18 protein-coding genes are annotated in these 18,141 nt (G+C 65.1%); 3 read left to right on the forward strand and 15 right to left on the reverse strand.

What is annotated here, in order from left to right; genetic code table 11:
* Positions 1-54: 54 nt before the first annotated feature.
* The 6 genes from TSA1_RS36970 to TSA1_RS36995 all read right to left on the reverse strand — a co-directional run bounded on the left by TSA1_RS36970 (position 55) and on the right by TSA1_RS36995 (position 5,107).
* On the reverse strand, positions 55-828 hold the full coding sequence (locus tag TSA1_RS36970) for an anti-sigma factor family protein (protein WP_100180624.1): 774 nt from the start codon (positions 826-828) through the stop codon (positions 55-57).
* Complete coding sequence (locus TSA1_RS36975) at positions 825-1,343, reverse strand: sigma-70 family RNA polymerase sigma factor (RefSeq protein ID WP_100181552.1); 519 nt, start codon at positions 1,341-1,343, stop codon at positions 825-827. Before TSA1_RS36975 ends, TSA1_RS36970 begins: the two co-directional genes overlap by 4 nt.
* 40 nt (positions 1,344-1,383) lie before the next feature.
* Positions 1,384-2,853 carry a YncE family protein gene (locus tag TSA1_RS36980; protein ID WP_100180625.1) on the reverse strand — a complete coding sequence of 490 codons (1,470 nt, stop codon included), beginning with the start codon at positions 2,851-2,853 and terminating at the stop codon, positions 1,384-1,386.
* Positions 2,854-2,862: 9 nt separating this feature from the next.
* A complete protein-coding gene (locus tag TSA1_RS36985) occupies positions 2,863-3,426 on the reverse strand; it encodes a DUF305 domain-containing protein (protein ID WP_100180626.1) in 564 nt (187 codons plus the stop codon).
* A gap of 74 nt (positions 3,427-3,500) precedes the next feature.
* The gene (locus TSA1_RS36990) at positions 3,501-4,289 is read right to left on the reverse strand and encodes an ABC transporter permease (protein ID WP_100180627.1); all 789 of its coding nucleotides are present in this window, start codon (positions 4,287-4,289) and stop codon (positions 3,501-3,503) included.
* Positions 4,289-5,107 (reverse strand): ABC transporter ATP-binding protein, encoded by an 819-nt coding sequence (locus tag TSA1_RS36995; RefSeq protein WP_100180628.1) that lies wholly within the window; start codon positions 5,105-5,107, stop codon positions 4,289-4,291. The genes TSA1_RS36990 and TSA1_RS36995 overlap by 1 nt, the downstream gene beginning before the upstream one ends.
* 277 nt (positions 5,108-5,384) lie before the next feature.
* On the opposite strand from TSA1_RS36995, the gene TSA1_RS37000 reads away from it, so the two are divergent.
* Together TSA1_RS37000 and TSA1_RS37005 are read left to right on the forward strand one after the other, a co-directional pair.
* Positions 5,385-6,167 carry an ATP-binding cassette domain-containing protein gene (locus TSA1_RS37000; protein WP_100180629.1) on the forward strand — a complete coding sequence of 261 codons (783 nt, stop codon included), beginning with the start codon at positions 5,385-5,387 and terminating at the stop codon, positions 6,165-6,167.
* On the forward strand, positions 6,164-7,720 hold the full coding sequence (locus TSA1_RS37005; RefSeq protein ID WP_100180630.1) for a glycine betaine ABC transporter substrate-binding protein: 1,557 nt from the start codon (positions 6,164-6,166) through the stop codon (positions 7,718-7,720). Before TSA1_RS37000 ends, TSA1_RS37005 begins: the two co-directional genes overlap by 4 nt.
* A gap of 190 nt (positions 7,721-7,910) precedes the next feature.
* Here the strand turns inward: TSA1_RS37005 and TSA1_RS37010 are convergent, their stop codons facing one another.
* Complete coding sequence (locus TSA1_RS37010) at positions 7,911-9,623, reverse strand: sulfatase-like hydrolase/transferase (protein WP_100180631.1); 1,713 nt, start codon at positions 9,621-9,623, stop codon at positions 7,911-7,913.
* Between the two features lie 217 nt (positions 9,624-9,840).
* Positions 9,841-10,494: a TetR/AcrR family transcriptional regulator gene (locus TSA1_RS37015; RefSeq protein ID WP_245448504.1), complete on the reverse strand. Its 654-nt coding sequence runs from the start codon at positions 10,492-10,494 to the stop codon at positions 9,841-9,843.
* Positions 10,495-10,601: 107 nt separating this feature from the next.
* Between TSA1_RS37015 and TSA1_RS37020 the strand changes: the two genes are divergently transcribed.
* A complete protein-coding gene (locus tag TSA1_RS37020) occupies positions 10,602-11,222 on the forward strand; it encodes a hypothetical protein (protein ID WP_100180633.1) in 621 nt (206 codons plus the stop codon).
* Between the two features lie 10 nt (positions 11,223-11,232).
* Here the strand turns inward: TSA1_RS37020 and TSA1_RS37025 are convergent, their stop codons facing one another.
* From TSA1_RS37025 to TSA1_RS37055, 7 genes are all read right to left on the reverse strand, one after another.
* A complete protein-coding gene (locus TSA1_RS37025; RefSeq protein ID WP_100180634.1) occupies positions 11,233-12,081 on the reverse strand; it encodes an SDR family oxidoreductase in 849 nt (282 codons plus the stop codon).
* 150 nt (positions 12,082-12,231) lie between these two features.
* The gene (gene ilvC / locus TSA1_RS37030; protein WP_100180635.1) at positions 12,232-13,251 is read right to left on the reverse strand and encodes a ketol-acid reductoisomerase; all 1,020 of its coding nucleotides are present in this window, start codon (positions 13,249-13,251) and stop codon (positions 12,232-12,234) included.
* A 133-nt stretch (positions 13,252-13,384) separates the two neighbouring features.
* Complete coding sequence (locus tag TSA1_RS37035; RefSeq protein WP_174719246.1) at positions 13,385-13,987, reverse strand: LysE family translocator; 603 nt, start codon at positions 13,985-13,987, stop codon at positions 13,385-13,387.
* A gap of 7 nt (positions 13,988-13,994) precedes the next feature.
* A complete protein-coding gene (locus TSA1_RS37040; protein ID WP_100180637.1) occupies positions 13,995-14,882 on the reverse strand; it encodes an EamA family transporter in 888 nt (295 codons plus the stop codon).
* Between the two features lie 46 nt (positions 14,883-14,928).
* On the reverse strand, positions 14,929-15,624 hold the full coding sequence (locus tag TSA1_RS37045; protein WP_100180638.1) for a class I SAM-dependent methyltransferase: 696 nt from the start codon (positions 15,622-15,624) through the stop codon (positions 14,929-14,931).
* Between the two features lie 3 nt (positions 15,625-15,627).
* Positions 15,628-16,170, reverse strand: a complete 543-nt coding sequence (gene ilvN / locus TSA1_RS37050) for an acetolactate synthase small subunit (protein ID WP_028137987.1) — start codon at positions 16,168-16,170, stop codon at positions 15,628-15,630.
* Positions 16,171-16,194: 24 nt separating this feature from the next.
* A complete protein-coding gene (locus TSA1_RS37055; protein ID WP_100180639.1) occupies positions 16,195-17,970 on the reverse strand; it encodes an acetolactate synthase 3 large subunit in 1,776 nt (591 codons plus the stop codon).
* Positions 17,971-18,141 lie beyond the last annotated feature (171 nt).

Raw genomic sequence — 18,141 nt, forward strand, 5'->3', positions numbered from 1 at the left:
GTTTAGACGCGTTTTCTTGACGCGAACCGCTATCCACTTCGCTCGAAAACGCTCTTAGATCGGGCGCGCCTGCTTGCGGATCTCGTTTGCGATCGGCTTGAGGGTGTCGCCCGGAAGCTGGCCGACGAGCGTGTAACCCATGCCGGCCTCCGCCCACACGAAGCCTGCGACGTCGCCGGTCGATTGCGGCATCATCGGCGTCGCCAGATCGCGGTTGCTCATCGGGCGCGTCAGCACCACGAGGCGGTTGCCGCGATCGTCGTCGTACATGAACATCGCCGCCGGGCCATGCGACGTCGGAACCAGGCGGCCTCCCATCAGCCGATAGCCTGAGGCCGAGAGATCGGGCACCTTCACCGGCTGCTTCAGCCGGGTGGTGGCCCATTGCGCGAACTCGGCGCTGTTGGACGCCTTGATCTCGACCGGCCGCACGTGGTCCGGGGCGAAAACGCTATAGGAGTAAGCGGCCTCCTGCGCCAACGAGGACAGTCCGTTCGAACCGTCCTGCAACAGACCATGCATGGTCCAGCCGCCGAGACCGCCGAGGCCAATGAGCAGCATGGCTGCGACCATTCCCCCGGCCCATCGCGGACGCCGTTTTCGGCCCTCGATGATATGCGACAGGTTCAATTCTGCCGGTAAGGGCTCGTCAACGATTGACGCCAGTGCGCCGCGCAATTGCTCCCGCTGCGTGGCGAAGGCCGCGACGCGCCCGGCGACGTCGGGATGATTGTCCAGATAGGATGCGACCGCCGCGCGGCGTTCTGGCTCGAGCGCCTGGTCCACATAGGCGTGCAGATCGTCCTCTGTGATCGGTCGCTGGTTCATTTCAAGCTCCGCAATACCACGACGTTTCCTGGCGCGACGCCATCCATCTCCTGCAAGAGCCGCTCCCGTGCCCGTGACAGGCGTGACATCACCGTGCCGACCGGGACGTTGAGAACTGCCGCGGCGTCCGCGTAGGAAAGATCCTCGACTGCGACCAGCAACAGCACGGACCGCTGCTCTTCCGGGAGTTTTGCAAGCTTGCTCAGGACATCCTGATAGATCAACCTCTGTTCCTGAGCTGCCGCACTGGCGAGCTCCTGCTCGCCCGCATCGTCGATCGGCATATGCCTGCCTCGCGCCGTGGCCTGGCGGAATTGGGTGATCGCCAGATTGTGGAGGATGGTGAACAGCCAGGCGCGCACGCTGCCGTCACGCCGCTGATGCCAGCGGCTGACGGCGCGCTCCAGGCAGTCCTGGACCAAATCGTCAGCCGCAGCGCGATCGCGCATGAGTGCACGCGCATAGCGGCGGAGCGCGGGGATCAGTGGTTCGACCTGAACCAGCATGTCCTTCATAAGGCACTCCGCCATCTTTCCGATGTCGTCCCGACCGAAGTCATTGCGCCTCGATCTGAACCGCCTCGCCCGGCATCGCGGCGTCGCCGGCGGCAATCACCAGATAGCGCTTTGCTGCAGCAGTCGGTTGGTCGACGATCTGCCGGATCGGGCCGGCGGCGTTGACGATAGCCGATCCGGCCGGATTGGTCATGAACGCCGCCAATGGCTGCAGGGGACCAGTCCCGTCACCGCGTTCCGCCAGTGCAAGCACATATTTCTGCTTGGGCTGAAGCCCGGTCACCGAGGCCTGCAAGATCTGGATCAGCCCCTGATCGAACAGCGACACGCTGGTCGGCGCCTTGCCGTCCCTCGCACCGTCTTTCGACGTGAGCGAGAGATGAGCGACTTGGCCGGCAACGCCGAGCGCCTGCAGGTTCTGGCGGTCGTCCGGGTTCGGCGCGGCGTTTGGAACATACGCGATCGCCTGCGGGGCCTGGCCGACCGGGACGTTCGCCACGACGCTGTTGGTGGCGGTGTCGATCGCCGCGAGAGCATCGGCGTTCTCGAGCCCGACATAGATCCGCGTGCCGTCGCCGGACGGCCAGACGCCATGCGGCAGATTCCCGACCGGGATCGCCGCAACCTGCGAGAAATCGTCGGTCCGGAAGACCTTCACAAGGTTCAGACCACCGACCGTCACGTAAGCGAAAGTCCCCTTGGCCGTATGCGCGAAGTTGACGTGGTTCGTGATCGGCCCGGTGTTGATCGTCTTGATGAGATTGAACGGCGGCTTCGCGTCGAACACCTGGATGCGACCGACATCTTTCAGCGTGAACCACACCTGATTTCCATCCGGTGTCGCCGCAATGTTCGGGCAGAACGGGCTCTCCTGCTTCACCGTGGCGATGATCTTGTGCTCGGCGACCGCGACGACGTCCGTCTCGGGGTTGAACGACGAGCAGATATAGCCGTATTTGCCGTCGGGCGAGAAGATCTGCATGCCCGGCCCGTTCGGGGTCGTGATGCGGGACTTCTCCGCAAAGCTCTTCGCATCGATGACCGAGATGTAGTTCTCACCGCGAACCGTGACCCAGACCTCCTTGCCGTCGGGGGTGTAGAATGCCTCGTGCGGCGACCGCCCGACATAAGTCGTGTGCTTGACCGCATTGGTCGCGGTATCGATGAACGTCACCGAATTCGAGCCGATCGACACCACGGCAAGCGTCCTGTGATCAGGCGAGAAGCCCATGCCATGCACGAGGACCTGGCCCTTGTAGAGCGGACTGAAATTGCCGGGTTGCGGGTCGCCTAGCCGGATCACGCCGAGCAGCTTGTTGTCGACGGGGTCGGTGACCGAAACCGTATTCGAGAACTGTTCTGCGGCGTAGACGCGGTCGTGGTGGCTGATCGGAATATCGGGTGCGGACAACGCGCCCGGTGCCTGCCCCGCCCATGCCGCGGATCCGGTCGCCAGCATCGTGGCTGCAAGGAAGATGCTCTTGATCATATTGCTTCGTGACGTGGTCATCTGCGGCTCCTACTTCTTCATTACATTGGACATGTCCATCTGCATGCCCGGACGATGAGGACCGGCTGCGACGGGAGCGGGTGGCGACTGGGTCGGAGCAGGCGTCGTATCCGTGGCTGGCTCGCCGATGGCGAGCTTCATGGCCGCGATTTCCTGCATCTGGTCGACGATGATTTCCTGGGCGATACGCCTCAGCTGCTCGTTCTTGCCGTAGCGCAGTTCGATCACCGCCATGTCGATCGCGCCCTGATGATGCGGGGTCATCATTGCTACGAAGTCGCGATCGACATCGCCGGTCGGCTTGGCCGCCATGTCGTTCATCATCTTGGTCATGGCGGCTTCGTTTTCTTCCAGGAACGCCCGTTCTTCTGTACTCACCGCAGCTGGCGGAGCGGCAGGATGGGATTCATGCGCGAACGCAAGCGGAGGCACCGCGAACGCGACCAGAATGCGCGCGGCCAGGAATGCCGTGCCGAGGCCGGGCCTGGGCCATCGGCATCGGCTTACGAGCGCCGTAACGACGCAGCGAAACTGTAACGAGTGCATGCTGAACTCCCATGCAGGCGGTTGCATGGGGGTATGACGCGCGGGCGCGCGTTCTATTCCGAACGGCCAATCACATAAAAGTCAGCAGGTGACGGATGTGGCTAGCCGCGCCCGTCCGACGCGGTCGGCCGCCACACCAGCAGCCGCCGCTCGACCAACGTCACGCCGTAGTCGATCAGGATGACGAAGGCCGACAGCACGAACATGCCGGCGAACACGCCGGCGACGTCGAACACGCCCTCGGCCTGCTGGATGAGGTAGCCGAGGCCAGCTGCCGACCCCAGATATTCGCCGACGACCGCGCCGACCACGGCGAAGCCGACGGAGGTGTGCAGCGAGGAGAACATCCAGGACAGCGCCGACGGCCAATAGACGTGCTGCATCAGCTGCCGCTCGCTCATGCCGAGCATGCGGCCGTTGTCGAGCACGGTGCGGCTGACTTCCTTGACGCCCTGATAGACGTTGAAGAAGACGATGAAGAACACCAAGGTGACGCCGAGCGCGACCTTGGACCAGATGCCGAGGCCGAGCCACAGCGCGAAGATCGGCGCCAGCACCACGCGGGGCAACGCATTGACCATCTTGACGTAGGGATCGAACACGGCGGCGACCAGCGGCTGGCGCGCGAACCAGAAGCCGACCAGCACACCGCCAGCCGATCCGATCACGAAGGCCAGGATCGATTCCGTCAGCGTGATGCCGAGATGCTTCCAGATCACGCCGGAGACGAACCACTTCACGATCTGGCTGAACACGTCGAGCGGGTTGGAGAAGAAGAACGGCGGCAGCAGGATCTTGCCGAACACGGGGACGGTCGACAGCACCTGCCACAGCACGATGCAGACGACCGCGACCAGAACTTGCAGCGCGAACAGCGTTGGGCGCGACATCACACCGCCTCCACCGCTTGCGTGGACTGGGCGTAGCCCTTCATCACCTCGTCCTTGAGCACGCTCCAGATCTCGCGATGGAGCTCGTGGAACTCCTTGTCCAGCCGCACCTCGAAGATGTCGCGCGGGCGGGCGAGGCTGACGCGCCAGTCGCCGATGATGCGCGAGGACGGACCGGCGGACATGATCACGACACGGTCGGCGAGCGCGATTGCCTCTTCCAGATCATGGGTCACGAACAGCACCGCCTTGCGGTCGGCGTTCCACAAGTCGAGCAGCAGATTGCCCATGACCTGCCGGGTCTGCGCATCGAGCGGCCCGAACGGCTCGTCCATCAGCAGAATCTTCGGATCGCGGATCAGCACCTGCGCCAGCGCCACGCGCTTGCGCTGGCCGCCGGAGAGCATGTGCGGAAAGCGGCCAGCGAACGCGCCGAGGCCGACGGAGGTCAGCCATTTTTGCGCCTGAGGCAGCGCGTCAGCCCGCGGCGTGCCCTTGATCTCGAGCCCGATCGCGACATTGTCGAGCGCGGTCTTCCACGGGAACAGCGCGTCGGCCTGGAACAGATAGCCGGCCTCCCGGTTCAGCCCGGCGAGCGGCCGGTCGAAAATCCTGACGCTGCCGGCGGCGGGCTTGAGCAGCCCGGCCGCGACGTTGAGCAGCGTGGATTTTCCGCAGCCCGTGGGGCCGACAATGGCGACGAACTCGCCCTGCGCGACCGCAAGATGGGCTTTCTCCACCGCCGTATAGACCCGCCCGTCCCCGAGCCGGAACGCGACCTTGGCATCTTCCAGCGCCACTGCCGTGGGCGTCGACATATGCTTCCTCCGAATTTCGCTTGATGCCTTAGCCGCTCGCGCGGCCAAGTTCAATCAAGCCGCCAAGCGTGCTACGCATGGATTGCCGGGCGCTCGTACCCTCCCCTGGAGGGGGAGGGTCGCTGGGCATGTAGCGGAGCGAAATGCACAGCGGGGTGGGGTGACGGTCTTTCCACGTCCAACACTACCCGTGTTGAGAGATCACCCCACCCCGCTCGCGCTGCGCGCGATCGACCCTCCCCCTCCAGGGGAGGGTAAGGAGGAATGAGCCGCGTCGATGCCTTCGAAGCCAGCCATCAGCTACGTCCACGTGACCAGGAGCTTCGGCGCGCTCAAGGCCGTCGACGACGTCTCGCTCGACATTGCCGAGGGCGAGTTTCTTGCCATCGTCGGTGGCTCCGGCTCCGGCAAGACCACACTGCTGCGGCTCGCCAACCGGCTGATCGAGGCCGACGGCGGCACAATCACGGTCGAGGGCGAGGATGTGCAAAGCGTCGATCCCGTCGCGCTGCGGCGGCGGATCGGCTACGTCTTCCAGAGCGGCGGACTGTTCCCTCACCTGAGCGTCGCCGACAATATCGGCATCACGCCAAAACTGCTGGGAGAGCCGGCAGCGGCGATCGCACGGCGCGTCGACGAGCTGCTGGAGCTCGTGCAGCTCGACCGGAACGCGCATCGCGACCGCCTGCCCGCGGCGCTCTCCGGCGGCCAGCGCCAGCGCGTCGGCGTGGCGCGGGCGCTCGCGGCGAGGCCCCGCATCGTGCTGATGGACGAGCCGTTCGGCGCGCTCGATCCCCTCACCCGCGATGCGCTCGGCGACGATTATCGTTCGCTGCATCGCAAGCTCGGCTTGACCACCGTGATGATCACCCACGACATGACGGAGGCGATCCTGCTCGCCGACCGCATCGCGGTGATGCGCGGCGGGAAGCTGCTCGCCCAGGGCACGCCTGCGGAGCTCTCGAACAGCAGCGACGCTTACGTGCTGGAGCTGTTGCGCACGCCGCGCCGCCAGGTCGAGCGGCTGAACGCACTGCTGCCGCAGGGCGGTGCGGCATGAGCTTCCTTGCCGATCCGCGCTGGGGCGAGGCACTGGCGCATCTGCCCGATTATCTCGGCAACCACGTGCGGGTGAGCCTCGCCGCGCTCGCACTCGGCCTTGCCGTCAGCCTGCCGCTGGCGATCCTGACGCGCAACCGTCCGGCGCCGCGCGGCATCCTGCTCGCGCTCGCCAGCATCGTGCAGACCGTGCCGGGCCTGGCGCTGCTCGCGCTGTTTTATCCGCTGCTGCTCCTTGCGGCCTCGGTCACGCTAGCCTGGTTCGGCGTGTCCTTCTCCGCGTTCGGCTTCCTGCCGGCAATGCTGGCGTTGGCGCTCTATTCGATGCTGCCGGTGCTGCGCAACGGCATCGCCGGGCTCAACGGCATCGATCCCGCGCTGATCGAGGCGGCCAAGGGCGTCGGCATGACCGCGCGGCAATCGCTGGTGATGGTCGAGCTGCCGCTGGCGCTGCCGGTGATGATGGCGGGCGTCCGCACCGCCGCCGTGTGGGTGATCGGCACCGCGACGCTGTCGACGCCGATCGGGCAGACCAGCCTCGGCAATTACATCTTTGCCGGGCTTCAGACCCAGAACTGGGTGTTCGTGCTGTTCGGCTGCTTTGCCTCGGCTTTGCTCGCGCTCGCTGTCGATCAGCTGCTCGGCCTGATCGAGAGCGGTCTGCGCCAGCGCAGCCGCGCTCGTACCGCGTTCGGCGCCGCGGGAATCGCGGCACTGGTCGCGGCGACGCTGGTGCCGACGATGGGCCGCTCGTCGTCAGGCTATGTGGTCGGCGCAAAAACCTTCGCCGAGCAATATGTGCTGTCGGCGTTGATGAGGGACCGCCTCCAGGCGACGGGCCTCTCGGCCACGGCGCGCTCCGGCCTCGGCTCCAGCGTGATCTTCGAGGCGTTGAAGGCCGGCGACATCGATCTCTATGTCGATTATTCCGGCACGCTCTGGGCCAACCAGCTGCATCGGACCGAGATCAAGCCGCGCGCCGAGCTGGTCGCAGAGCTGAAGACCGCGCTGGCAAAGGAGAACATCACGCTGCTCGGTGAGCTCGGCTTCGAGAACGCCTACGCGCTGGTGATGCCGAAGAAGAAGGCCGAGGCGCTCGGCATCCGCACCATCGCCGATCTCGCCGCACATGCCTCGACGCTGTCGATTGCCGGCGATTACGAATTCTTCTCGCGCCCCGAATGGGCAGCGCTGCAAAAGGCCTATGGGCTCCAGTTCCGCGCCCAGCGCCAGATGCAGCCGGACTTCATGTACGCGGCGGTCGCCGGCGGCGAGGTCGACGTCATCGCCGGCTACACCAGCGACGGCCTGATCGCGAAATACGACCTGGTCGCGCTCGACGATCCCAGGCACGCGATCCCGCCCTACGACGCGATCCTGCTGCTCGCGCCGAAGCGCGCCGGGGACGAGCGGCTCAAGACGGCGCTGCAACCGCTGCTCGGCAAGATCGACATCGCCACCATGCGCGAGGCGAATTTGCGCGCCAGCGGCAATGACGCGAACTCCTCGCCGGAGGCGGTCGCGAAGTGGTTGTGGGGGAAGATCAAGCAGTAGGTCAGCTGCAGGATCCGTCATCCTGAGGCGCGAGCTGCGCGGTGCATAGCACCGTGCGGCGAGCCTCGAAGGATGAGCGGCCGCGATGCATCCGGGCTGTCGCCCTTCGAGGCTCACCAAGCGGCTTGCCGCTTGATGAGCGCCTCAGGGTGACGGTCGAGGAGTTGTGTCCGAGATCCAAGCGATCGCGTTACAGCCCCCGGATCATCCCGGCCTCGATCAGCAGGCGGTTCAGCCGCCGCGCTTCGGCGCCGTCCTTGCAAGCATAGAACATCCCCTTGCAGCGGAGCATGATCTCCTTCTGCTCGGCGAAGGACGGGTCGAGCGGGATGCCGGCGGCCTCCTGGATCACCAGCGGCAGATAGGGACCGTCGATCGTGTCCATCACGGCGTCGCTCTTCACCGGTTCGAAATTGACGGCATCGATCGCGTAATAGGTCGCATAGAGGCGCGGATCGTAGGCGTCGAGCTTCTTGCCGATGGCGCCTTCGTCGAGCCCGGGCTCGAGGATGGCAGGCGCGAATTCCGGCTGATGATCGCCATAGCGCACGATCAGGAAGGGCTCGCCGGGAAAGGTCTTCTTGAGGCCCGCGACAAACGCCTTGTACTGCTCGGCGCTCATCGCCTGCCGGCGCAGATATTCGTCGATGGATGCCACATTGCCCGGCGCGCGCCAGTTCGGCAGCAGCTCGGGACGGAAACGCGTCTCCCAGGGGAAGTGATTGGCACCGAGATAGATGAAGGTGAACAGCGGCTTGTTGGGCGGCTGCTGGCCCATCAGCTGAAGCGCCTTGTCGTAGAAGAAGCTGTCGGGCTCGACGTCCTTGGCGCCGAGATCCTTCGAGTCGAGGAAGCGCTCGATACCGGTCGTCATCTGAAAGCTGCGGGCGGCCATGAAGCCGCCATAGGCGGGATAGAGCGACATCGTGTCGTAGCCGCAGCGGCGCAGCGCCAGCGGCAGCCCGCGCTCGACGCGATTTGAGGCGATGCGTGTCACGAAATAGGCGAAGCGGCCGAACGAGCGCGAGGAAAGCCCCGCCAGCACGTTGTATTCGGTGAACCAGCTCGGCCCGCCATTGCTCTCGGCCAGGAACGTGCGCTGCTTGCCGTCCCAGGACTTGAAGTGGCTGCCATAGCCTTGCGGCACCTTGATCCCTTGCGCGGCGCGGATGTCGAAGCTCGATTCATCATGGATCATGATGATGTTCGGCCGGCGCCCGGCAGGGTGGCAGGAATCGACCAGCGGCATGTTGAGCCGCTCATTGGTCGCAGCGGCCGATTCCATGAAGCCGTATTGCACGAAGTCGGAGACCGAGCTGACGCCGGAGCGAAAGAATTTCGACAGATAGCCGTCGTCGTAATAGCCGCGCCAGGCTTCGTCCGGACGATAGAGCGAATAGCCGACCAGCGCGGCAAGGCATGCCAGCTTGCAGGCGAGCGCCGGCAGGCGGCGGATGCGGAACGGATCGAGCCACCACAGCGCGTACATCAGCGGCAGCGTGACGAGGCCGGCCAGGATCACCGACCAGCGCAAGTTCGGGAAGATCGTGAACAGGAACGCCACGGTATCGCGGTCGATCATCATCAGATCGATGAAGTTGACCGTCATCTGAACGACGTCGTGCTTCAGCCGCGACAGCAGCACCAGCACGACGACCATGGTCAGCGACAGCGCGCCCGACAGCGCCGGCCGGCGCAACAGCGTGATCCAGAAGAAGTTGAGAATGCCCCAAGCCAGCGCGAAGGAGAGGCGCGAGCCGAAATCGGTCTCGGTCTGGTACATCAGCGCGACCGCGGCCAAATGCGGCGCGACGACGGCGAGCAACCGCCAGATGCCGAGCGCGGCGACGCTGGCGAGCACGGCAGTCGTGGCAGAAGGACCTGGATTAGGCGCGGACGCCATCGACGACACGCAACAGCTGGTCCGGCGCAATGTATTGCCTAGCCGTCTGGCCGGCCCAAGGGTGGAAAGAGGGCGGCTAGGCATCCGGCGCAGCCGGAAGCCTGCACCGTGTCATAAAACTGTAACGGAACGGTCAAGGACAGGCAACGCATGCCGTGATGCGACGTTCGCTTATTGTCAGGAGGCGGCGAAGCGCCGCACGGAGCCGCCTGCAAGATCAGGCCTTGGCGATCCCAGCGATGAACAGATCGATCACCGCTTCCGCCATCCGCTCGATCTCGTCCTCTGCGACGCCCCAGCGGGGAAAGTGGCCGTCGAGATTCATCCGGGCGAAGCCGTAGACCAGCGCGCGGCCGGCGATCTGGACTTGCTTGAGATCGCCCGGGCGCAGCAGGCCCTGCTCCGCCGCTTCAGTGAGGATTCCCTCGGTCAGGGCGATCAGCTCGGCGTTGTCGCGGGTCAGCTCGGCGGAGCTGCCATGGGCAAAATAGCGCCCGGTGGAGATGATTTCGAAGTGGGCGGGATTGCGCATCGCCCAGCGCAGGTAGGCAAGGCCAAAGGCGCGGAAGCGGGCGAGCGGGCCGGCGGCGGGGGCCTTGCCCAGCGCCACCTCGATCTCGATGCGAAAACGCCGCTGCGCTTCCTCGGCCACTGCGGCCATCAGGGCATCGCGGTTCGGAAAGTGCCGGAACGGCGCCCCCGGCGACACCGCGGCCCGGCGCGCGGCCTCGCGGACCGAGACCTCCGCTCCCTCCGCCGCGAGTTGCAACGCAGCATCGATCAGGACGCGGCGAAGGTCGCCGTGGTGATACGGCCGGGGTTCGGCTCCGGGGCGGCGAACGCGCGGCTTGGAGGGCTGACGGGCAGGCATGATGCTTCCTAGCATCACCCGAACGTGAATGTAAGCAGCGATTACACCATTGACCGCCCGCGCGCGTCGAAATGTAATCGATGATTACATAACGAAGGGAGATCATCATGTCGCAACGTCAAGGCTGGCTCGAAGGCTGGCGGCTGCTGGCCGCCCTCACCCTGAGCCTGGTCGTCCTCAGCCTGTGGATCGCCTCGATGCGCCAGTTCGAGGTCGAGGGTGTACGGATGGTGATCCGCTTCACGGCACGCAGCTCGCTCACACTGTACTGCCTCGCCTTCAGCGCCGCGGCACTCGCGCGCCTCTGGCCAAACGCCTGGACGCGCTGGCAGCGTCGTAACCGCCGCTATCTCGGCTTGAGCTTCGCCGCCTCCCACGCCATCCATGCCGTCGCGATCATCGCCTTCGCCCAGATGGATCCGGCCGGCTTCGCGGAGGCCACCTCGCCCGCCTCCTACGTCTTCGGCGGCATCGGCTATGCATTCATCATCGTCATGAGCGCGACCTCGTTCGACCGCACCGTCGCGCTGATCGGGCCGCGCGCCTGGCGAACGCTGCACCTCGCCGGCGGTTATTATCTCTGGCTCCAGTTCATGGTGTCGTTCGGCAAGCGCGTGCCGGCGATGCCGCTCTACGCGGCGTTCCTCATTCCGCTGCTGGTCGTGATGGCGCTGCGCATGATCGCGATGGCGCGCCATCCGCGCGGCCAGACTGTTGTGGCGGGATGAAGCGCCCGGCCTATTGTGGCAGGAACCCGAGCCGCTTGGCGATGATGCGGTCGAGCGTCCGCTTCGGCAGCACCGCCGTGATCAGGTGGCGCATCGGATCGGGCGTGATCTGATAGCGCACCTTCGGGCTCGCCACGGTGAGCGCCTCGAACACGACCTCGGCGATCCGCTCGGCCGGCAGGCCCTTCGCCCCGAGGTCCATCATGAAGGCCATCACCTTGTTCAGCGCCGGCAGATAGGGCGAGTTCTGGTAGACGGACAGGTCGATCTCCTCGGCCTTGCTCCAGATCGGCGTCTTCACCGCGCCGGGGGCGACGATGATGACGTCGATGCCGAACAGCATCAGCTCGCGGCGCAGGCTTTCGGACAGCCCCTCGATGGCGTGCTTGGAGGTGCAATAGGGTGCCGACAGCGGATTGCCGTTCTTGCCGGCGACCGAGCTGATCATCACGATCCGCCCCTTCGGCCCCTTCAACGACGGATCGGCACCGAGCAGCGGCCCGAACGCCTGCGTCGCGATCACCGGGCCGATGACGTTGATGTCCATCTGGCGGCGGAAATCGTCGGCCGACAATTCGAGCACGGGGCCGGCGACGGCGACGCCGGCATTGTTGACGAGGCCCGCCAGCGTCTCGCCATTCAGCGCCGCGCGCACGTCCCGCGCAGCCGCGAGGACCGCGGCCTCGTCGGTGACGTCGAACAGCAGTGGGGTGAAATTGGCGCCGAATTCGCCCTTCAGCCTGATGGCATCGGCCTGCTTGCGGACGCTGCCGAACACGCGATAACCGCGCCCGATCAGGAATTTTGCAGTAGCCCAGCCGATGCCTGTGGACGCACCGGTAATGACGACGGATCGCATGGTCCCCTCCCTGGAGTTCCCGCGATCATGCCTGGGATTCTTGCCCGTGTCCCGGGCAAGCGCAGCGAAGCGCCGGACCCAGCAGCCGCATTGGCCCCCGGACCAGCAGCGCATCACTCGAGTGATGCGCTGCGTCCGGGGCACAACGACTTAGTTCTTGCTCTTGTCGACCAGCGCGCCCTTCTTGATCCAGGGCATCATGTCGCGGAGCTTTGCGCCGACTTCCTCGATCGGGTGCGCGGCGAGCTTGGCGCGGGTGGCCTTGAACGAGGTCTGGTTGACCTTGTTCTCGAGCATCCAGTCGCGGGCGAACTTGCCGCCCTGGATGTCGGCGAGAACCTTGCGCATCTCCTTCTTGGTCTCGTCCGTGATGATGCGCGGGCCGGTGACGTACTCGCCGTACTCGGCGGTGTTGGAGATCGAGTAGTTCATGTTGGCGATGCCGCCTTCATAGATCAGGTCGACGATCAGCTTCACTTCGTGCAGGCACTCGAAATAAGCCATCTCCGGCGCGTAGCCGGCTTCGACCAGGGTCTCGTAGCCGCCCTTGATCAGCTCGACCAGGCCGCCGCAGAGCACCACCTGCTCGCCGAACAGGTCGGTCTCGCACTCTTCCTTGAAGGTGGTCTCGATGATGCCGGCGCGGCCGCCGCCGACAGCCGAAGCGTAGGACAGGCCGAGGTCATGGGCGTTGCCAGAGACGTCCTTGGCGATCGCGATCAGGCAGGGCACGCCGCCGCCGCGCTGATACTCCGAGCGCACGGTATGGCCGGGGCCCTTCGGCGCGATCATCAGAACGTCGAGGTCGGCGCGCGGGTCGAGCAGGTTGAAGTGAACGTTGAGGCCGTGCGCGAACACGAGGGCCGCGCCCTTCTTCATGTTGTCGTGCAGGTGCTCGCGATAGATGTCGCCCTGGAGCTCGTCCGGGGTCAGCATCATGACGAGATCGGCCCATTTGGCGGCTTCGGCGACTTCCATCACCTTGAAGCCGGCGGCTTCCGCCTTCTTCACCGAGCCCGAGTCCTTGCGCAGCGCAATGGCGACGTCCTTGACGCCGGAATCCTTCAGATTGAGCGCATGGGCATGGCCCTGGCTGCCATAGCCGACGATGGCGACCTTCTTGCCCTTGATCAGGTTCAGGTCGGCGTCGCGATCGTAATAAACACGCATGGGTCGTTTCCTCGTTCAGGGCCGAAATCGGCCAATGGTCAGTGTCCGAAGGGTGAAATTTGCGGATTTCGGGGGCTGTCTAGAGCATTTTCAGCCCGTAGGGAAACCCGTTTCTGCATGGAAATCCGCGACATCATGCATCCATGAAGACGGGGTAGAGGGAGGCCAGCAGCAGGAGCGCCATCAGGATGTTGAAGGCGCGGACCAGCCGCTCCGAGGTCAGGACCGGCCGCAATGCCGAGCCGAACAGGGCCCAGACCACGGTCGAGACCGTGCCGACGAGCAGGCTGATCAGGGTCTGGATCGCGATGTTGAGCGGGAATTGGGCGATGGCCGCATAGGCGGTGATGGTGCCGATCACGATCACCCAGCCCTTGGCGTTGATCCATTGGAACATCGCCGCGCCCCAGAAGGTCATGGGACCGCGGCCATCCCCCTCCCCAGGCCTGGTCGGGCCGGACATGGCAATCGCGGCGGCCAGATAGATCAGGTAAGCGGCACCGGCATATTTCAGGATGGTCTGGAGGATCGGATAGGCCAGGAATACCGAGCCGAGCCCAAGGCCGACGGCGGCGACCATGAAGGCGAAGCCGAGGACGATGCCGACAATGTGCGGGATGGTGCGCCGGAAGCCGTAAGTCAGGCCCGAGGACAGCAGCATGATGTTGTTCGGCCCGGGCGTGAAATACATCACGACCATGAAGATGAGGAAGGCATAGAACAGCGACTGGGACATGTTCACCTCACGCGGCCTTTCGCGCTGCCTTGGGCAGGACTTGCGGGCGCCGCGCCAGCACCATCACCGCGATACCACCGATCACGGTCAGCATGCCGGCGAGCCGCAAGGGTCCGAACCGCTCGCCGAACACGATGCTGGAAGCGGCCGAGCCGATGAACGGGACCAGCAGCGCGAACGGCACCACTTGCGCGGCGGGATAGTCGCGCAACAACCGGCCCCAGAGCCAATAAGCGATGCTGGTCGAGATCGCGCCGATCGTCAGCAGACAGACGAGACCTTTGAGCGACATGTGGATCAGCGACTGCACAGTCGGCACCGGTCCGTTGACAACCAGCGTGAGTGCAAACAACGGCACTGCGGCCGTGAGACAGAGCCAGGCAAACAGGTCGAACATCGGCGCGCCGCGAGCCCCGCGCAGCAGAAGATTGCCGACGGCAAAGCAGATCGGGGCGATCATCAGCACCGCGAACGCACCGACGCTGAAATCATAACCGACCGTGCCGCAGATCATGAGCAGGCCCGCGGCCGCGATGACGACGCCGAGCGTCTGCACCGGCGTCGGCCGTTCGCCGAAGGCGATCGCGGCGAATCCGATGGTGAAGAGCGCCTGGCTCTGCACGACGACGCTGGTCAGCCCGACCGGCACGCCATGGGCGATGCCGTAGGCCTGGCTCAGGAACTGGCCGAGGAACAGCGTGAGGCTGATCGCGATCAGAAGCGACCAGGCGACTTTCGGCTTGGGAATGAACAGGCACGGCACCGCCGCAATGCCGAAGCGCATCGCCGTCATCAGCTCCGGCGAAAACTCGTCGAGCGCGATCCGGCTCGCCACGAAGGCAAGTCCCCAGATGATCGCCACCAGGATGGCGATGAGGATATCGGCCGGCTTCATTGTTGTTCCCGGTTCTGCCCTGCCGGACAGCCCTGTTGTTGTTGGTCTAGCCTTGCTCGCCGGCTCTCGGTTTCCGTAGCAGATAGGTGCCGTGCATCGGCGCGTGGTAATCGGCCGAGACCAGCGTGAAGCCGACGTCGGTCAGCATCCGCTCCATCACCCAGCCGAAGGTGGAATATTCGTCGCGCATATGCGTCACCACGCTCTCGCGTGCGAAATCGTGGTTCTTGATCTGGAAGTCGGCCCATTGCTCGACGTCGCGCTCGATCGCATCCGGCATCGACGCGTAGACGATGTCGCGCAGGTAAAACGTCGCCCCCGGCTTGAGTGCGCGAAAGATCCGCGACATCGCCACCGCCTTCCAGAAATCCGGCAAATGGTGCAGCGTGAACTCGCTGACGATCAGATCGTAGGATTCCGGCCGATAGGCGAAGCTGAGCAGGCCGGCGGACTGGGTGCGCACGGGCGCCTTGCGATCGCGCGCGTAGATCTCGGCGAGCGCCAGCATCGCCGGCGAGATGTCGATGGCATCGACCTCGGCACCCATCAGCGCCGCTTCGGTCGCCAGCACGCCGTTGCCGCAGCCGATGTCGGCGATGCGCCAGCCGCGCTGGACTCCCAGCATCTTCAGTGCGGCGCGCGCCCGCAGATCGGCATCGTCATGGGCGTCGTAGATCGAGGCCACGGCGGGCCCGATCCCCATCCGGTTCCGCTCGTTGTAATACCAGTCGCGCGCCAGCATGGTTCACATCCCTTCAGGCCCGCGGCCGATCGCGGCAACGCCGGTGCGCGACACCTCGACGAGGCCGAGCGGGCGCATCAGGTCGATAAACTGATTGATCTTGTCGGTGTTGCCTGTGATCTCGAACACAAAGCTCTCGGTGGTGGCGTCGATCACCCTGGCGCGGAACGCATCCGCGAGCCGCAGTGCTTCGACCCGGTGCTCGCCCTGCCCGCGCACCTTCACCATCGCGAGCTCGCGTTCGATCGAACGCCGGGTCTGGGTCATGTCGACGACCTGGTAGACCGGGATCATGCGGTCGAGCTGGTTCTTGATCTGCGCGATCACCATCGGCGTGCCCGTGGTGACGATGGTGATGCGCGACAGATGCTTCTGGGCCTCGGTCTCCGAGACGGTGAGGCTTTCGATGTTGTAGCCGCGGCCCGAGAACAGGCCGATGACGCGCGCGAGCACGCCGGGCTCGTTCTGCACGAGCACCGCAAGCGTGTGCGTCTCGTTCGGGTCGTGGCGCTCTTCGATGAAGTAGGCGGAAGCGGGCTGGTTCATTGTCGTCCCCTCAAATCTCTCTCGTCACACCAGCGCCTTGCCGCCGGCGAACGCCTTCGCGGTCGCCTCGTCATTGGCCTGCTCCGGCAACAGCATTTCGTTGTGCGCCTTGCCGGACGGGATCATCGGGAAGCAGTTTTCGAGCGCCGCGACGCGGCAGTCGAACAGCACCGGACGCTTGACCGAGATCATCTCCTTGATGGCGCCGTCGAGATCGCCGGGCTTGTGCACCTGAAGGCCGACGGCGCCATAGGCTTCCGCGAGCTTGACGAAATCCGGCAGCGCCTCCGAATAGGAATGCGACAGGCGGTTGCCGTGCAGCAGCTGCTGCCACTGCCGCACCATCCCCATGTACTGGTTGTTCAGGATGAAGATCTTGATCGGCAGTTCGTACTGCACCGCCGTCGACATCTCCTGCATCGTCATCTGCACCGAGGCATCGCCCGCGATGTCGATGACGAGGCTGTCGGGATGGGCCACCTGCACGCCGACCGCCGCCGGCAGGCCGTAGCCCATGGTACCGAGACCGCCCGAGGTCATCCAGCGATGCGGCTCCTCGAAGCCGTAGAACTGCGCCGCCCACATCTGGTGCTGGCCGACTTCGGTCGTGATGTAGGTGTCCCTGCCGCGCGTCGCCTCGAACAGGCTCTGGATCGCATGCTGCGGCAGGATGACGTCGTTGCTCTTCTTGTAATAGAGCGAGTTGCGGGCGCGCCACTGCGCGATCTGCTGCCACCACGACTTGATGTCGGGCTTCTTCGCCTCCGCCTTGAACACCTGCAGGATGTCGCCGAGGATGTTGCCGCAATCGCCGATGATCGGCACGTCGACGCGGATGTTCTTGTTGATCGAGGACGGATCGATGTCGATGTGGATCTTCTTCGAGTTCGGCGAGAACGCATCGACGCGGCCGGTGATGCGGTCGTCGAAACGCGCGCCGACGCACAGCATGACGTCGCAATCATGCATGGTCATGTTGGCCTCGTAGGTGCCGTGCATGCCGAGCATGCCGAGCCAGTTCTTGCCCGATGCCGGATAGGCGCCGAGGCCCATCAGCGTCGACGTGATCGGGAAGCCGGTGAACTCGACCAGCTCGCGCAGCAGCTTCGTCGCCTCGGGGCCGGAGTTGATGACGCCGCCGCCGCTGTAGATCACGGGGCGCTTTGCGTTTGCCAGCAGCGAGACGGCCTTGCGGATCTGCGTCGCATCGCCCTTCACGCGAGGCGCATAGGAGCGGTGCACGTCGGATTTGCGCGGCGGATGATAGGTGCCGGTCGCGAACTGCACGTCCTTGGGCACGTCGACCAGCACCGGGCCCGGACGGCCGGAGGTGGCGACGTAGAAAGCCTCGTGCAGGACTTTAGCGAGATCGTTGACGTCGCGCACCAGCCAGTTGTGCTTGGTGCAGGGACGCGTGATGCCGACGGTGTCGCATTCCTGGAAGGCGTCGTTGCCGATCAGATGCGTCGGCACCTGGCCGGAGATGCAGACCAGCGGGATCGAGTCCATCAGCGCATCGGTCAGCGGCGTCACCATGTTGGTGGCGCCGGGGCCGGAGGTCACCAGCGCGACGCCCGGCTTGCCGGTCGAGCGCGCATAGCCCTCGGCGGCATGGCCCGCGCCCTGCTCGTGGCGGACCAGGATGTGCTGGACCTCGCTCTGCTGGAAGATCTCGTCATAGATCGGAAGCACCGCGCCGCCGGGATAGCCGAAAATGTCGGTCACGCCGTGATCGATGAGCGCGCGGACGATCATCGCGGCGCCGGTCATCTGGTTCGGATCGTGGCTCTTGTCGCTCATTGGCTTGCTCCGGATGCGCTGTTGTCAGCGGCTTCGTACGTGTCGGGTTCGGGAAATAAAAAAGGCCCCGAAGAGGGCCCATGCACACCGCCTGTCATGTGGATGGCAGCTAGCCACCCCCGGCGGTGTGCCTGGGTACGACGGCGATAAGGGGTTTGGTAATAATGTTAC

This window comes from Bradyrhizobium nitroreducens, from assembly GCF_002776695.1.
GTDB classification, from domain to species: domain Bacteria; phylum Pseudomonadota; class Alphaproteobacteria; order Rhizobiales; family Xanthobacteraceae; genus Bradyrhizobium; species Bradyrhizobium nitroreducens.

Excerpts from the sequence above, each read along its gene's own strand:
- TSA1_RS36970 (WP_100180624.1), bottom strand. The coding sequence starts at position 828 with ATGAACCAGCGACCGATCACAGAGGACGATCTGCACGCCTATGTGGAC.
- TSA1_RS36975 (WP_100181552.1), bottom strand. The coding sequence starts at position 1,343 with ATGAAGGACATGCTGGTTCAGGTCGAACCACTGATCCCCGCGCTCCGC.
- TSA1_RS36980 (WP_100180625.1), bottom strand. The coding sequence starts at position 2,853 with ATGACCACGTCACGAAGCAATATGATCAAGAGCATCTTCCTTGCAGCC.
- TSA1_RS36985 (WP_100180626.1), bottom strand. The coding sequence starts at position 3,426 with ATGCAACCGCCTGCATGGGAGTTCAGCATGCACTCGTTACAGTTTCGC.
- TSA1_RS36990 (WP_100180627.1), bottom strand. The coding sequence starts at position 4,289 with ATGTCGCGCCCAACGCTGTTCGCGCTGCAAGTTCTGGTCGCGGTCGTC.
- TSA1_RS36995 (WP_100180628.1), bottom strand. The coding sequence starts at position 5,107 with ATGTCGACGCCCACGGCAGTGGCGCTGGAAGATGCCAAGGTCGCGTTC.
- TSA1_RS37000 (WP_100180629.1), top strand. The coding sequence starts at position 5,385 with ATGCCTTCGAAGCCAGCCATCAGCTACGTCCACGTGACCAGGAGCTTC.
- TSA1_RS37005 (WP_100180630.1), top strand. The coding sequence starts at position 6,164 with ATGAGCTTCCTTGCCGATCCGCGCTGGGGCGAGGCACTGGCGCATCTG.
- TSA1_RS37010 (WP_100180631.1), bottom strand. The coding sequence starts at position 9,623 with ATGGCGTCCGCGCCTAATCCAGGTCCTTCTGCCACGACTGCCGTGCTC.
- TSA1_RS37015 (WP_245448504.1), bottom strand. The coding sequence starts at position 10,494 with ATGCCTGCCCGTCAGCCCTCCAAGCCGCGCGTTCGCCGCCCCGGAGCC.
- TSA1_RS37020 (WP_100180633.1), top strand. The coding sequence starts at position 10,602 with ATGTCGCAACGTCAAGGCTGGCTCGAAGGCTGGCGGCTGCTGGCCGCC.
- TSA1_RS37025 (WP_100180634.1), bottom strand. The coding sequence starts at position 12,081 with ATGCGATCCGTCGTCATTACCGGTGCGTCCACAGGCATCGGCTGGGCT.
- ilvC (WP_100180635.1), bottom strand. The coding sequence starts at position 13,251 with ATGCGTGTTTATTACGATCGCGACGCCGACCTGAACCTGATCAAGGGC.
- TSA1_RS37035 (WP_174719246.1), bottom strand. The coding sequence starts at position 13,987 with ATGTCCCAGTCGCTGTTCTATGCCTTCCTCATCTTCATGGTCGTGATG.
- TSA1_RS37040 (WP_100180637.1), bottom strand. The coding sequence starts at position 14,882 with ATGAAGCCGGCCGATATCCTCATCGCCATCCTGGTGGCGATCATCTGG.
- TSA1_RS37045 (WP_100180638.1), bottom strand. The coding sequence starts at position 15,624 with ATGCTGGCGCGCGACTGGTATTACAACGAGCGGAACCGGATGGGGATC.
- ilvN (WP_028137987.1), bottom strand. The coding sequence starts at position 16,170 with ATGAACCAGCCCGCTTCCGCCTACTTCATCGAAGAGCGCCACGACCCG.
- TSA1_RS37055 (WP_100180639.1), bottom strand. The coding sequence starts at position 17,970 with ATGAGCGACAAGAGCCACGATCCGAACCAGATGACCGGCGCCGCGATG.